The following is a 13,884-nucleotide window of genomic DNA, read 5'->3' as shown; positions in this document are numbered from 1 at the left end:
CATGATCGTTCGTCCCGTACGCAGCAGCGATTTACCGGCCCTGATTGATCTGGCGCGCAGCACCGGCACCGGCCTCACCACCTTGCCGGCCAACGAAGAGCGCCTGACCCACCGGGTTGGCTGGGCGGAAAAAACCTTTCGCGGCGAAGCCGGGCGCGGCGATGCCGACTACCTGTTCGTGCTGGAAAACGACGAAGGCCGCGTGGTGGGAATCTCCGCCATCGCTGGCGCCGTTGGCCTGCGCGAGCCGTGGTACAACTTCCGGGTTGGGCTGACTGTCAGCGCTTCCCAGGAACTGAATATCTACCGTGAGATACCGACTCTGTTCCTGGCCAACGACCTCACCGGTAATTCCGAATTGTGCTCGTTGTTTTTGCATGCCGATTACCGCAACGGCCTCAACGGTCGCATGCTGGCCAAGGCGCGCATGTTGTTTATCGCCGAGTTCCCGCAACTGTTCGGCAACAAGATCATTGCCGAGATGCGCGGTGTGTCCAACGACGCCGGGCGTTCGCCGTTCTGGGAAAGCCTGGGCCGGCACTTCTTCAAGATGGAGTTCAGCCAGGCCGACTACCTCACGGGCGTGGGCAACAAGGCGTTTATCGCCGAGCTGATGCCCAAGTTCCCGCTGTACAGCTGCTTTCTCTCCGAAGACGCGCGCAATGTGATCGGCAAGGTCCACCCGGACACCGAGCCGGCGCTGAGCATGCTCAAGAGCGAAGGCTTCAGCTACCAGGGCTATGTGGATATTTTCGACGCCGGCCCGGCGGTGGAATGTGAAACCAGCAAGATCCGTGCGGTGCGCGACAGCCAGTCACTGGTGTTGGCCATCGGCACGCCGGGGGACGACGCCACGCCGTTCCTGATCCATAACCGCAAGCGCGAAGAATGCCGTATCACCGCCGCTCCGGCCCGTCTGGCGGCAGGTACGCTGGTGGTCGATCCACAGACCGCCAAGCGCCTGCAATTGGTGGTGGGTGATCAAGTACGTGCTGTTGCGTTGTCTGCTGCTCGGGAGTCCAAATAATGAATTCGCTGTATATCGCAGGTAGCTGGCTGGCTGGCCAGGGTGAGCTGTTTGAATCGCGCAACCCGGTGACTCAGCAAGTGCTGTGGGCTGGCAATGGTGCCAGTGCTGAACAGGTCGAATCCGCCGTGCAGGCTGCGCGTCAGGCATTCCCGGCATGGGCCAAGCGCCCGCTCGAAGAACGCATCAGCGTGCTGGAAACCTTCGCCGCTACGCTTAAAAGCCGTGCCGATGAAATCGCCCGCTGCATTGGCGAAGAAACCGGCAAGCCACTGTGGGAGTCGGCCACTGAAGTCACCAGCATGGCCAACAAGATTGCGATCTCGGTGCAAAGCTACCGCGAGCGTACCGGCGAGAAGAGCGGCCCCCTGGGCGACGCCACCGCTGTGTTGCGCCATAAACCCCACGGTGTGGTGGCGGTATTCGGCCCTTACAACTTCCCTGGGCACTTGCCCAATGGGCACATCGTCCCGGCGTTGCTGGCGGGCAATACCGTGCTGTTCAAGCCGAGCGAGCTGACCCCCAAGGTCGCCGAGCTGACCGTACAGTGCTGGATCGAAGCCGGTTTGCCGGCGGGCGTGCTCAACCTGCTGCAAGGCGCGCGGGAAACCGGCATCGCCCTGGCGGCCAACCCAGGCATCGACGGCCTGTTCTTTACCGGCTCCAGCCGCACCGGCAACCACTTGCACCAGCAATTCTCAGGGCGGCCCGACAAGATCCTGGCCTTGGAAATGGGCGGTAATAACCCGTTGGTCGTGGACGAAGTCGCCGACGTGGATGCGGCGGTGTACACCATCATCCAGTCGGCGTTTATCTCGGCGGGCCAGCGTTGCACCTGCGCGCGCCGCTTGCTGGTGCCGCAAGGTGCCTGGGGCGATGCCTTGCTGGCGCGCCTGGTGGCGGTGAGTGCGAGCATTGAAGTGGGCGCTTTCGATCAGCAACCGGCGCCGTTCATGGGGTCGGTGATCTCCCTGGCTGCGGCCAAAGCCTTGATGCAAGCCCAGGAACTGATGTTGGCCAATGGCGCCGTGGCACTGCTGGAGATGACCCAGCCTCAGGCTCAGGCCGCATTGTTGACCCCTGGAATCATCGACGTAACCGGGGTGACGGAACGTGAAGACGAAGAGCTGTTCGGCCCGCTGCTGCAGGTGATCCGCTATGCGGATTTTGCCGGTGCCATCGCTGAGGCCAACAACACCCAGTACGGCCTGGCCGCTGGCCTGTTGTCGGACTCCGAAGCGCGTTACCAGCAGTTCTGGCTGGAAAGCCGCGCCGGTATCGTCAACTGGAACAAGCAGTTGACCGGCGCTGCCAGTACCGCGCCGTTCGGTGGTGTCGGGGCGTCGGGCAATCATCGCGCCAGTGCCTATTACGCGGCGGATTATTGCGCGTACCCGGTGGCGTCGTTGGAAACGCCAAGCCTGATAGTCCCGGCAACGCTCACGCCAGGTATAACGCTGATCTAAATGTGGGAGCGGGCTTGCTCGCGAATGCGGTGTTTCATTCAATATTTGAAGTGACTGAACCACCGCTTTCGCGAGCAAGCCCGCTCCCACAATGGATCTGTGGTGTATTCAAGTGATTTGATGCCTATAAAAACAGATGTTTGTGGAGCCTCGCCGATGAAATCCTGTGAAGTCAATTTTGACGGTCTAGTGGGGCCGACCCATAACTACGGCGGTTTGTCCTTCGGCAACGTCGCGTCCCAAAGCAACAGCCAGCAGTCTTCCAACCCGAAGGAAGCGGCGTTGCAGGGCCTGCAGAAAATGAAAGCCCTGATGGACATGGGCTTTGTGCAAGGTGTATTGGCGCCCCAGGAGCGCCCGGATGTAGCCGCCTTGCGCAGCTTGGGTTTCAGCGGCACCGACGCTCAGGTGATCGAGCAGGCTGCCAGGCAGGCCATGCCTTTGCTGGTAGCGAGCTGCTCGGCATCCAGCATGTGGGTAGCCAACGCCGCCACCGTCAGCCCAAGTGCCGACACCGCAGACGGCCGTGTGCATTTCACCGCTGCCAACCTCAATTGCAAATACCACCGCAGCATCGAGCACCCCACCACCAGTCGCGTGCTGGGGGCGATGTTCGCCGATGGCAAGCATTTCGCTCACCACGCCGCCTTGCCGGCCGTGGCGCAGTTTGGCGATGAAGGCGCGGCCAACCACACGCGTTTCTGTCGTGAGTACGGCGAGGCGGGCGTGGAGTTTTTCGTCTTCGGCCGTAGTGCTTTCGACCCCCGTTACCCGGCCCCGCAGAAGTACCCGGCGCGCCAGACCCTCGAAGCCTCCCAGGCCGTTGCGCGCCTGCATGGCTTGAAGGATGACGGTGTGGTCTACGCCCAGCAGAACCCGGCGGTGATCGACGCGGGTGTGTTCCACAACGATGTGATCGCGGTGGGCAACGGCGAGGTGCTGTTCTATCACGAGGATGCGTTCCTCAACACCGAACAGATGCTTGCCGAGCTGCACGGCAAGTTGGGCAAGTTGGGCGGCAACTTCCAGTCGGTGTGTGTGCCTCGCGCGTTGGTCAGTGTCGAGGACGCGGTGCGTTCCTACCTGTTCAACAGCCAGTTGCTGACTCGTCCTGACGGTTCGATGCTGCTGATCGTGCCGGAAGAGTGCCGCGCCAATGAGCGCGTGTGGCAGTACCTGCAAGGCCTGACCGCTTCCGGCGGGCTGATTCGCGAGGTCAAGGTCTTCGACCTCAAGCAAAGCATGCAGAATGGCGGTGGGCCGGCGTGCCTGCGCCTGCGTGTGGCGTTGAACGAAACCGAGCTGGCGGCCGTGAACCCAGGGGTTATCATGACTGCGCCGTTGTACGAAACCCTGACCCAATGGGTGGGCAAGCACTACCGTGACAGCCTGCGCGAAACCGACCTGGCTGACCCGCAGTTGCTGCTTGAGTGCCGGACGGCACTGGATGAACTGACGCAGATCCTTAAACTGGGCTCGGTTTATCCTTTCCAGATCAATTAATGCCACACGGCTGAGATATTTTATTTATGACCGACACCCTGAAACTCATCCTTGAAGACACCGACGGCACCCAGCTGGAAACCTCCTGCACCCGCGTCGCCGTGGTCTGGCAGGGCAAGGAGATCTGGATCCAGCACGATGGCCGCGGCCAACTGCTGATTGGCGTAGACGTAGAGGAGGGCGACGCCGAGTACGCCAACCTGCTGATGCGCCCATTGGCCACCAACCTGATGAGCCTGCAACTGGAAATGGAACCGGCCGACGTTGAAGGTGACGACGACGATCACGTCCATGGCCCAGGCTGCAACCACTAAGGAAGCTGCTTATGCTCGCCCTCGGCAAACTGCTTGAACTGACCCTCGCCGGTCGTGAACCGGCGCAAAAAATTCAACTGACTGTCGACGGCGTGCAGATGCGCTGGCTCAGCGAAGGCGCGCTTGAAGTGCGTCCTCCTGAAGCTCTGGACAACGGCAGCGACTTGCTGTTGTCGTCCGGCATCCATGGCAACGAAACCGCGCCGATCGAATTGCTCGACCGCCTGTTGCATGGCATTGCCCGCGGGGAGATCAAACCCCGCACCCGTATTCTGTTCCTGTTCGGTAATACCGAGGCCATGCGCCGCGGTGAGCGTTACCTCGAGCTGGACGTCAACCGGCTGTTCAATGGCCGTCATGAACAAAACATTGGCCCCGAAGCCATGCGCGCCGCCGAGCTTGAGCAATTGGCCCGCAGCTTTTTCAGCCTGCCTGGCCGCTCGCGCCTGCATTACGACCTGCACACCGCGATTCGTGGCTCGAAGATCGAACAATTCGCGCTGTATCCCTGGAAGGAAGGGCGCCAGCATTCGCGCCACGAGCTGGCACGCCTGCGCGCTGCCGGTATACAAGCGGTGTTGCTGCAGAATAAAACCTCGATCACCTTCACCGCGTTTACCTATGAACAGTTGGGCGCCGAGGCCTTCACCCTTGAATTGGGCAAGGCGCGACCATTCGGGCACAACGAGGGTGTAGACGTGCGTCTCCTGGAGGCTCGCCTCACGCAGATCATCGAGGGCACCGAGCCTGTGACCGAGAGCCTGGACGGCCTGCAGCTGTTTGCCGTGTCCCGTGAAGTGATCAAGCACAGCGACGCGTTCCTGTTGCACCTGCCGGCGGATGTGGAAAACTTCTCGCCGTTGGCCAAGGGCTACCTGTTGGCCGAAGACGTGGCCAAGACCCGTTGGGTGATCGAGGAGGAGGGCGCGCATATCATTTTCCCCAACCCGAAGGTCAAGAATGGCCTACGGGCGGGGATATTAATTGTGCCGACCTCAGAAGACGCCGCGGAGCTTAAACAGGGTTAAAGGAATACTGTTTGCGCGGCGGCATGTTCAGTTCTTCGCGGATACCATTCTCACTGAATGACACCGGGTTGGAATTGGTGGGTGGAGTCGACGGGTCGTTGTCGAAGTCGAAAGGGGGGGCGTCTGTAGGCAGGCCCACCGCCTGCAGTTCGCTGTTGCGGATGAGCGGACGGGCCTTGTCGCCGTCGACACCGTCCTCGCTGTATCCTGGCAGGGTGGTTCCGGTGACCGCGTTGTACGCATGGCACAGCTCGTGATAAAGCAACGGTATGTTGGTCATTCGATTGCCGATGAACGTCGGATTGTAGTAGATCGAACCACCGTAGGCCGGTATGCCCCGTTGATTATTCTCAATGAATGACCTGGGTTCCGATTCGTTGCTCGGCGCAAACAGCCCGTTGCTCTCATCTTGCAACTCATAGATATTGATTGGGGTGCCGCCTATCAATTGCGCGGCGTACAGCGCTTGCAGCAATTGTTGCCCGTTCGGCGATTGGGCCAGCAGCGAGAGGTCATCGTTTACTCGTTGTTGAAACTGGAGGCTACCGACTACTCGAACGCCGCTGTGGATCAGAGGGTAGTAATTGATATCGGTCACCCGCGCTTGCTGGACATCTATTGGCGAGCTGTTCCCTGATGTGGAAGCGGGCACGCTGAACTGCTGCGCAGCAACAAGGATGGTGTTGGAGTCTTTGAAGACTATGTCCCTCGGCTTGAGCTGAAGTGCCAGATCCATGCCGTGTCCGGCATACATCACATTGCTGTGCGGGCCTGCCTGTAAAATATCATCGCCTGGCCCACCCACCAGGATGTTGTGCTTGCCTCCCCCTGTCAGATGATCATGGCCCTCTCCGCCATTGATAAAGGCCTGCCCTTGGGCGCCAATGACGGTATCGTCCCCCGCGCCGGAGTAGACCGTCATGTCACCGTCGGCGAGGGCAACAACCTTGTCGTTTCCATCACCTGCCTCGATATAGCAGGCGCCTCGCCGAGTCAGGATCATATCTTCGCCGGGGCCGGCGAAAATGCGCGAGTAGCCGCCTCCGGCCCAGATGCGATCACTGCCTTCACCGGCGTCGATCAGGATGGGGTGGGTGACATCGTCGGCAACATTAATTAGGTCATCACCGCCCTGTGTCCGGAACACCACGAACTGATTGAGCCCGTTCAGGGTGACATGGAAACGTTGCGTATTGACTATGACGCTGAGGCCTTCACCTTCGCCTTGCGCGGGGAGGTCGACGCAGATTCGGTCGGCTTTATCGGTGGTTGTGAACACAAGGTAATCGTGCAGTTCATCGGCCAATTCGCGCTCGACAAGCACGGTATTATCGGCATGCAGCGTGATGAACGCTAACGGCAGTTGGGCGTGCGGGCCCCTTTGGAGGTTTTTGGTGCGGTTGATGGGGTCGCTGATTCGTCCGTCAATCATCCAGACGTTATCGGGAGCGCGCGGAGCGCTTGGAAGGGTAATCTCAGACATGCTGACTCCGTTGATGATGGGAACTCTTTTGAGGTAAACCTCAAAACCATTACATCGTCGGTACATCAATCACTGGTTTTACTTATATATATGCCCTGTCGATCCAAGGAAACTCGGCTGGACAGGGCTCGGATGCAATCAGCTAACGCGCTTTTGCGGCTCGCTTTGATAGATCGCCCGCACTTTGTGCAGGGTATCGGCGCAGGTGCGCGCAGCTTCCTGACCCTTGTGCACGAAGTGCTCATAGAAGAACGTGGTGTGCTCGCTGCCGGCATGGAAGTGGTGCGGCGTCAGGGACACCGAGAACACCGGCACTTCAGTTTCCAACTGCACCTGCATCAGGCCGCTGACCACCGATTGCGCGACGAATTCGTGACGGTAGATGCCACCGTCCACCACCAGCGCGGCAGCGACGATCCCCGCGTAACGGCCGGTCTTGGCCAGCAACTTGGCGTGTAGGGGCATTTCAAAGGCGCCGCCGACTTCGAAGAAGTCGATGTCCGATTCCTGATAACCCTGGGCGATCATTTCGGCGAGGAAGCCTTTGCGCGATTGGTCGACAATATCCTTGTGCCAGCAGGCCTGGATAAACGCGACGCGCTCGCCGTGATGGTTTTTGCTTTTGCTGTCGATTGCGGTGGGTTGCATGTTCTGACTCCTGTTTAAGAAAAAAACAGGGCGTTATGAATCGAATGGGATTTAAGGGTACGCATGCGCAAACAGGCGCGCGGCCCTTAGGTGCCAATCCCGTTCTCTCTTCATCCGGACTATGACCGTCGGCCCCGGGATCACACCGGGTCTGCTGACCTTGTCGCCGTCCTGCCTGAGCAGTTCAAGGCGCCAAGCGCTCGCGGGCTATGCACATTGCGTGCAATTACCGCCGGTGGGGAATTGCACCCCGCCCTGAGAACGTTGCCGCCAGAACCCTGGCGGCGGAGAGTTTTTAACATGGTTTTTCGAAAACTGCACGGCTGCCGTCTCGATAACTTATATCGGTTTGATTGGTTGGTATTCGAATGAATGCAATAGGGGCTTGATATTCCGTGGCTTTGCCCGCAGTAATCACACACAAAAGGACTTATCCACTCCGTTAGAGGCCCCCTTCATGACCGTGATCGACCTGCGCAGCGACACCGTGACCCAACCTACCCCCGGCATGCTCGACGCAATGGCCAGCGCCGTCAGCGGCGATGATGTTTATGGTGAAGACCCCAGCGTTAACCGCTTGGAGGCCGAGTTGACCAAGCGCCTGGGCTTTGCCGCGGCGCTGTTCGTACCCACCGGCACCATGAGCAACCTCCTGGCGTTGATGGCTCACTGTGAGCGCGGCGAGGAATACATCGTCGGCCAGCAGGCCCACACCTACAAATACGAAGGTGGCGGTGCGGCGGTGCTGGGGTCGATCCAGCCGCAGCCCCTGGAGGTTCAAGCTGATGGCTCCCTTGATCTGAACCAGGTGCTTGCAGCCATCAAGCCCGACGACTTCCACTTCGCGCGCACGCGCCTGCTGGCGCTGGAAAACACCATGCAGGGCAAAGTGCTGCCGCTGGATTATCTGGCCAAGGCCCGGGCATTTACCCACGAGCACGGCCTGGCCCTGCACCTGGATGGCGCCCGCCTTTACAACGCAGCAGTCAAGCTGGGGGTGGATGCGAGAGAAATCGCCCAGCACTTCGATTCGGTGTCGGTGTGCCTGTCCAAGGGCCTCGGCGCGCCGGTCGGTTCGGTGCTGTGTGGCTCGGCGGCGCTGATCGCCAAGGCTCGGCGCTTGCGCAAGATGGTCGGCGGCGGCATGCGCCAGGCCGGCTCACTGGCGGCGGCGGGGTTGTATGCTCTGGATCATCAGGTGCAGCGCCTGGCTGACGACCATGCCAACGCGCAATGGCTGGGCGATGAGTTACGCAAGGCCGGCTACAGCGTCGAGCCGGCGCAGACCAATATGGTGTATGTGCAGGTAGGCGATCAGGCGCAGGCGCTGAAGGCCTTTGCGGCCGAGCGTGGGGTCAAGTTGAGTGCCGCGCCGCGCCTGCGCATGGTCACCCATCTGGACGTCAGCCGGGCGCAGATCGAGCAAGTGCTGCAGACATTCGTCGCGTTTTCGCAGAAATGACAGTGCAGGCCGTCTAATTGACTGTTTCTATCACATAAACACGCTGTACCACCGGCAAAGGGCCGATATAATGCGGCCCTTTGCCGTCGCTCCGTCTGATGATGTTGCGCACTGGCCTTTGGCCGCAGCCTCCGTGGAAGAACCTAATGAAAAGCGCAGAAATCCGTGAAGCCTTCCTTCGCTTCTTCGAAGAGCAAGGTCACACCCGTGTAGCCTCCAGCTCCTTGATCCCAGGAAATGACCCAACCCTGCTGTTCACTAACGCGGGGATGAACCAGTTCAAGGACTGCTTCCTGGGCCAGGAAAAGCGCGCCTACACCCGCGCTACCAGCAGCCAGAAGTGCGTACGCGCCGGCGGCAAGAACAGTGACCTGGAAAACGTCGGCTACACCGCTCGTCACCACACCTTTTTCGAGATGCTGGGTAACTTCAGCTTCGGCGACTATTTCAAGAAAGACGCGATCACGTTCGCCTGGACGTTCCTCACCGGCGTGCTGAAGCTGCCCAAGGAAAAGCTCTGGGTCACCGTGTACGCGACGGACGATGAAGCGTATGACATCTGGACCCAGGAAATCGGTGTACCTGCCGAGCGCATGATCCGTATCGGTGACAACAAAGGCGCGCCCTACGCGTCCGATAACTTCTGGACCATGGGCGATACCGGCCCGTGCGGCCCGTGCACCGAGATTTTCTACGATCACGGCGACGATATCTGGGGTGGCCCGCCAGGTTCGCCGGAAGAAGACGGCGACCGTTACATCGAGATTTGGAACAACGTGTTCATGCAGTTCAACCGCACCGCCGATGGCGTGTTGCATCCGCTGCCGGCACCGTCGGTGGACACCGGCATGGGCCTGGAGCGGATCAGTGCGGTGATGCAGCACGTTCACTCCAACTACGAAATCGACCTGTTCACCAACCTGCTGAGCGCCTCGGCGGCGGCCATTGGCTGCGCCAATGAAGGCCAGTCTTCGCTCAAGGTGGTGTCGGACCACATCCGTTCCTGCGGTTTTCTTATCGCCGACGGCGTGCTGCCGTCCAACGAAGGCCGTGGCTACGTGCTGCGTCGCATCATCCGTCGCGCGTGCCGCCACGGTAACAAGCTGGGCGCTACCGGCAGCTTCTTCTACAAGATCGTGGCCGCGCTGGTTGCCGAGATGGGCGATGCCTTCCCGGAACTCAAGCAACAGCAAAGCAACATCGAGCGGGTGCTCAAGGCTGAAGAGGAGCAATTCTCCAAGACCCTGGAGCATGGCCTGAAGATTCTGGAACAGGACCTGGCTGAGCTCAAAGGCACCGTGGTGCCGGGTGATGTGGTGTTCAAGTTGTACGACACCTATGGTTTCCCGATGGACCTGACTGCCGACATCGCCCGCGAGCGTGAGTTGACCGTCGACGAAGCCGGTTTCGAGCGTGAGATGGAAGCCCAGCGCGTGCGCGCACGTTCGGCCAGCTCCTTTGGCCTGGACTACAACACCCTGGTCAAGGTTGACGTACCGACCGAGTTCACCGGCTACAAGGCGACTGCGGGCTCGGCCAAGATCGTCGCCATCTATAAAGACGGCAAGTCGGTCGACGTGTTGAGCGAAGGTGAAGAGGCGGTTGTGGTACTGGACCAGACGCCTTTCTATGCCGAGTCGGGTGGCCAGATTGGCGATTGCGGTTTCCTGAGCTCGACATCCGGTCGTTTTGATGTGCGCGACACCACCAAGACCGGCGGGGCTTTCCTGCATCACGGTGTGCTGGTGCTGGGCAACTTGACCGTGGGCGCACCGGTAGACACCCAGGTGGATGCCGACGTACGGCATGCCACGGCGTTGAACCATTCGGCCACTCACTTGCTGCACGCCGCGCTGCGCCAGGTACTGGGCGAGCACGTGCAGCAAAAAGGTTCGTTGGTGGACAGCCAGCGCCTGCGTTTTGACTTCAGCCACTTTGAAGCGATCAAGCCTGAGCAGATCAAGGCCCTGGAAGACATCGTCAACGCCGAGATTCGCAAGAATACCCCGGTTGAAACCGAAGAAACCGATATCGAGACCGCCAGGAATAAAGGTGCCATGGCGCTGTTTGGCGAGAAGTACGGCGACGAAGTCCGCGTACTGAGCATGGGCGGCAGCTTCTCGGTAGAACTCTGTGGTGGCATCCACGCCAACCGCACCGGCGATATCGGCCTGCTGAAGATCATCAGCGAAGGTGGTGTGGCCTCGGGCGTACGTCGTATTGAAGCGGTAACCGGTGCTGCGGCCCTGGCTTACCTCAATGCAGCCGAAGAACAACTCAAGGAAGCGGCCGGCCTGGTCAAGGGCAGCCGCGACAACCTGATCGACAAGCTGTCCGCCGTACTGGAGCGCAACCGTGCGCTGGAGAAACAGCTGGAGCAGTTGCAGGCCAAGGCGGCGAGCGCTGCGGGCGATGACCTGTCGGCCGCGGCGGTTGACGTCAAGGACGTAAAAGTCCTGGCTGCGCGCCTGGACGGCCAGGATGGCAAGGCGCTGTTGGCCTTGGTCGATCAGTTGAAGAACAAGCTCGGCCGCGCAGTGATCCTGCTCGGCAGTGTCCATGAGGATAAGGTCGTTCTGGTTGCTGGTGTAACCAAGGACCTGACTGGCCAACTCAAAGCCGGTGATTTGATGAAGCAAGCCGCTGCGACAGTGGGCGGCAAGGGCGGTGGTCGTCCGGACATGGCGCAAGGCGGTGGTGTCGATGCCGCAGCGCTGGACGCGGCCCTGGCCTTGACCGTGCCATTTGTCGAGGCAGGTATTTAAAGCACTGTTAACCGGCCGGTGGTCTAGTCACGGGCTTGTTCAGTGCAGGTGGATTGGATATTAGGCGCCCCTTTACGGGCTGAGGCGGCTTGGAAATGGCTTTGATCGTACAGAAATTTGGAGGCACCTCGGTTGGTTCTGTCGAAAGAATCGAGCAGGTCGCCGACAAGGTTAAGAAGTTCCGCGATGCTGGTGATGACCTGGTAGTGGTGCTGTCGGCCATGAGTGGCGAGACCAATCGCCTGATCGATCTGGCCAAAGCCATCAGCGGTGATCAACAGCCGCTGCCGCGTGAGCTGGATGTGATCGTCTCCACGGGCGAGCAGGTGACCATTGCGCTGTTGGCCATGGCGCTGAACAAGCGTGGCGTGCCAGCGGTGTCCTACACTGGTAGCCAGGTGCGCATTCTTACAGACAGCGCACATACCAAGGCGCGGATCCTGCAAATTGATGATCAGAAAATTCGTACTGATCTGAAAGCAGGGCGCGTGGTAGTTGTAGCGGGTTTCCAGGGCGTGGATGAGCACGGCAACATCACCACGCTGGGTCGTGGCGGTTCGGACACCACCGGTGTGGCCCTGGCGGCAGCGCTCAAGGCGGACGAATGCCAGATCTATACCGATGTGGATGGCGTCTACACCACTGACCCACGCGTCGTGCCCGTGGCCCAGCGACTGGACAAGATCACCTTTGAAGAAATGCTGGAAATGGCCAGCCTTGGTTCCAAGGTGTTGCAGATTCGTGCGGTGGAGTTCGCCGGCAAGTACAACGTTCCGCTGCGCGTATTGCACAGCTTCAAGGAGGGTCCGGGCACCCTCATTACTATTGATGAAGAGGAATCCATGGAACAGCCGATCATTTCCGGCATCGCTTTCAATCGCGATGAAGCCAAGCTGACGATCCGTGGCGTGCCAGACACCCCCGGCGTGGCTTTCAAGATTCTGGGTCCTGTCAGCGATGCGAATGTTGAAGTCGACATGATCGTGCAGAACGTTTCGCACGATAACACCACCGATTTCACCTTCACCGTGCACCGCAACGAATACGATGCAGCATTGAGAATCCTGCAGAACACTGCGAGCGAGATTGGCGCCCGTGAAGTGGTCGGCGATACCAAGATTGCCAAGGTGTCGATCGTCGGGGTGGGCATGCGTTCCCATGCTGGCGTTGCCAGCCGTATGTTCGGGGCTCTTGCCAAAGAAGGTATCAACATCCAGATGATTTCCACCTCGGAAATCAAAGTCTCGGTCGTCCTCGAAGAGAAGTACCTGGAGCTGGCTGTACGCGCGCTGCATACGGCTTTTGAGTTGGATGCGCCGGCCCGACAGGGCGAGTGATGCATTGCCAGGAAGGCGCGGTTTACCGCGCCTTTCATTTTTTTGTGGGGTACATGGTCTTTTGCATGGGCTCGACAATACTTAGCGAGTAGGGCTACGACCTTTTGGTTGTAGGTCGAATGCTTTTTTTTTGCAGACTGTTGTTCCTGAACTGAAATGCGTGAGGTGAAAGGTATGCTGATTCTGACTCGTCGTTGCGCAGAAAGCCTGATTATCGGTGATGGCGAAATCACTGTGACCGTGCTCGGCGTCAAAGGCAATCAAGTACGTATTGGGGTTAACGCTCCGAAAGAGGTGGCGGTCCACCGCGAGGAAATCTACCTGCGGATCAAGAAAGAGAAGGACGAAGAACCAAGCCTTTAATTTTTATCGTTTTTTATGTTTGCAAACGGGGAGGAACGTGGTTAATATACGCCCCGTGTTGCGGAGAGCTGGCCGAGTGGCCGAAGGCGCTCCCCTGCTAAGGGAGTACACCTCAAAAGGGTGTCGGGGGTTCGAATCCCCCGTTCTCCGCCATTATTTGCTTAGTACGTTGCAATCTGGTTTTTTCGGTAAGTTGTTGAAAATACTCGAAAAAATAGCTTTACATAGAGATTGAACGGCCTATAATGCGCGGCAACAAATGCACTCGTAGCTCAGCTGGATAGAGTACTCGGCTACGAACCGAGCGGTCACAGGTTCGAATCCTGTCGAGTGCACCATTTAAGAGTTAGTTGCAGCGATGCAGGTAGCTTGGCTTCAACCAGTTGTGATCTGGTCTAAAAACACAATCTGCACTCGTAGCTCAGCTGGATAGAGTACTCGGCTACGAACCGAGCGGTCACAGGTTCGAATCCTGTCGAGTGCACCAT

Annotated in this window: 11 protein-coding genes, 3 tRNA genes and 1 riboswitch; of the genes, 12 read left to right on the top strand and 2 right to left on the bottom strand. The window is 59.3% G+C overall.

Annotated features, from left to right (window positions below; genetic code table 11):
* The first annotated feature begins 1 nt into the window (after position 1).
* From astA to astE, 5 genes are all read left to right on the top strand, one after another.
* Positions 2-1,027 (top strand): arginine N-succinyltransferase, encoded by a 1,026-nt coding sequence (gene astA / locus AC1RAC_RS24510; RefSeq protein ID WP_003193612.1) that lies wholly within the window; start codon positions 2-4, stop codon positions 1,025-1,027.
* Entirely contained in the window at positions 1,024-2,493 is a 1,470-nt protein-coding gene (gene astD / locus AC1RAC_RS24505; protein WP_161793223.1) for a succinylglutamate-semialdehyde dehydrogenase, read from the top strand. Before astA ends, astD begins: the two co-directional genes overlap by 4 nt.
* Positions 2,494-2,649: 156 nt before the next feature.
* Positions 2,650-3,996 carry an N-succinylarginine dihydrolase gene (astB, locus tag AC1RAC_RS24500; protein WP_034128466.1) on the top strand — a complete coding sequence of 449 codons (1,347 nt, stop codon included), beginning with the start codon at positions 2,650-2,652 and terminating at the stop codon, positions 3,994-3,996.
* 26 nt (positions 3,997-4,022) lie between these two features.
* The gene (locus tag AC1RAC_RS24495) at positions 4,023-4,310 is read left to right on the top strand and encodes a hypothetical protein (RefSeq protein ID WP_003175651.1); all 288 of its coding nucleotides are present in this window, start codon (positions 4,023-4,025) and stop codon (positions 4,308-4,310) included.
* A gap of 11 nt (positions 4,311-4,321) precedes the next feature.
* Positions 4,322-5,338: a succinylglutamate desuccinylase gene (gene astE, locus AC1RAC_RS24490; protein ID WP_054922329.1), complete on the top strand. Its 1,017-nt coding sequence runs from the start codon at positions 4,322-4,324 to the stop codon at positions 5,336-5,338.
* Here astE and AC1RAC_RS24485 read toward each other — a convergent pair.
* Positions 5,325-6,821: a M91 family zinc metallopeptidase gene (locus AC1RAC_RS24485; RefSeq protein ID WP_157717964.1), complete on the bottom strand. Its 1,497-nt coding sequence runs from the start codon at positions 6,819-6,821 to the stop codon at positions 5,325-5,327. The genes astE and AC1RAC_RS24485 overlap by 14 nt on opposite strands.
* 138 nt (positions 6,822-6,959) lie before the next feature.
* Positions 6,960-7,469, bottom strand: coding sequence for a 6,7-dimethyl-8-ribityllumazine synthase (locus AC1RAC_RS24480; protein WP_054922336.1), 510 nt, complete (start codon positions 7,467-7,469; stop codon positions 6,960-6,962).
* 97 nt (positions 7,470-7,566) lie between these two features.
* Positions 7,567-7,736, bottom strand: a riboswitch (FMN riboswitch).
* Positions 7,737-7,926: 190 nt separating this feature from the next.
* Here AC1RAC_RS24480 and ltaE point away from each other — a divergent pair.
* From ltaE to AC1RAC_RS24445, 7 genes are all read left to right on the top strand, one after another.
* Positions 7,927-8,931, top strand: a complete 1,005-nt coding sequence (gene ltaE / locus AC1RAC_RS24475; protein ID WP_492617057.1) for a low-specificity L-threonine aldolase — start codon at positions 7,927-7,929, stop codon at positions 8,929-8,931.
* Between the two features lie 146 nt (positions 8,932-9,077).
* Positions 9,078-11,696, top strand: coding sequence for an alanine--tRNA ligase (gene alaS, locus AC1RAC_RS24470; RefSeq protein WP_014719590.1), 2,619 nt, complete (start codon positions 9,078-9,080; stop codon positions 11,694-11,696).
* Between the two features lie 95 nt (positions 11,697-11,791).
* A complete protein-coding gene (locus AC1RAC_RS24465; RefSeq protein ID WP_197901179.1) occupies positions 11,792-13,033 on the top strand; it encodes an aspartate kinase in 1,242 nt (413 codons plus the stop codon).
* Positions 13,034-13,207: 174 nt separating this feature from the next.
* Entirely contained in the window at positions 13,208-13,396 is a 189-nt protein-coding gene (gene csrA, locus AC1RAC_RS24460; protein ID WP_003175645.1) for a carbon storage regulator CsrA, read from the top strand.
* Positions 13,397-13,458: 62 nt separating this feature from the next.
* Positions 13,459-13,549: transfer RNA gene (locus AC1RAC_RS24455), tRNA-Ser, on the top strand.
* Between the two features lie 108 nt (positions 13,550-13,657).
* Positions 13,658-13,734: transfer RNA gene (locus AC1RAC_RS24450), tRNA-Arg, on the top strand.
* Positions 13,735-13,806: 72 nt separating this feature from the next.
* Positions 13,807-13,883 (top strand) — tRNA-Arg (locus tag AC1RAC_RS24445).
* Position 13,884 lies beyond the last annotated feature (1 nt).

This window comes from Pseudomonas sp. GW823-FHT02F05 (assembly GCF_058797315.1).
Note: the sequence above shows the minus strand (reverse complement) of the source record. Positions and strands in the feature narration are given on the sequence as shown.

What these genes read in the sequence shown, in the direction of transcription:
- astB (WP_034128466.1), top strand. Translation starts at nt 2,650, where the DNA reads ATGAAATCCTGTGAAGTCAATTTTGACGGTCTAGTGGGGCCGACCCAT.
- ltaE (WP_492617057.1), top strand. Translation starts at nt 7,927, where the DNA reads ATGACCGTGATCGACCTGCGCAGCGACACCGTGACCCAACCTACCCCC.
- AC1RAC_RS24495 (WP_003175651.1), top strand. Translation starts at nt 4,023, where the DNA reads ATGACCGACACCCTGAAACTCATCCTTGAAGACACCGACGGCACCCAG.
- astE (WP_054922329.1), top strand. Translation starts at nt 4,322, where the DNA reads ATGCTCGCCCTCGGCAAACTGCTTGAACTGACCCTCGCCGGTCGTGAA.
- AC1RAC_RS24485 (WP_157717964.1), bottom strand. Translation starts at nt 6,821, where the DNA reads ATGTCTGAGATTACCCTTCCAAGCGCTCCGCGCGCTCCCGATAACGTC.
- csrA (WP_003175645.1), top strand. Translation starts at nt 13,208, where the DNA reads ATGCTGATTCTGACTCGTCGTTGCGCAGAAAGCCTGATTATCGGTGAT.
- AC1RAC_RS24480 (WP_054922336.1), bottom strand. Translation starts at nt 7,469, where the DNA reads ATGCAACCCACCGCAATCGACAGCAAAAGCAAAAACCATCACGGCGAG.
- alaS (WP_014719590.1), top strand. Translation starts at nt 9,078, where the DNA reads ATGAAAAGCGCAGAAATCCGTGAAGCCTTCCTTCGCTTCTTCGAAGAG.
- AC1RAC_RS24465 (WP_197901179.1), top strand. Translation starts at nt 11,792, where the DNA reads ATGGCTTTGATCGTACAGAAATTTGGAGGCACCTCGGTTGGTTCTGTC.
- astA (WP_003193612.1), top strand. Translation starts at nt 2, where the DNA reads ATGATCGTTCGTCCCGTACGCAGCAGCGATTTACCGGCCCTGATTGAT.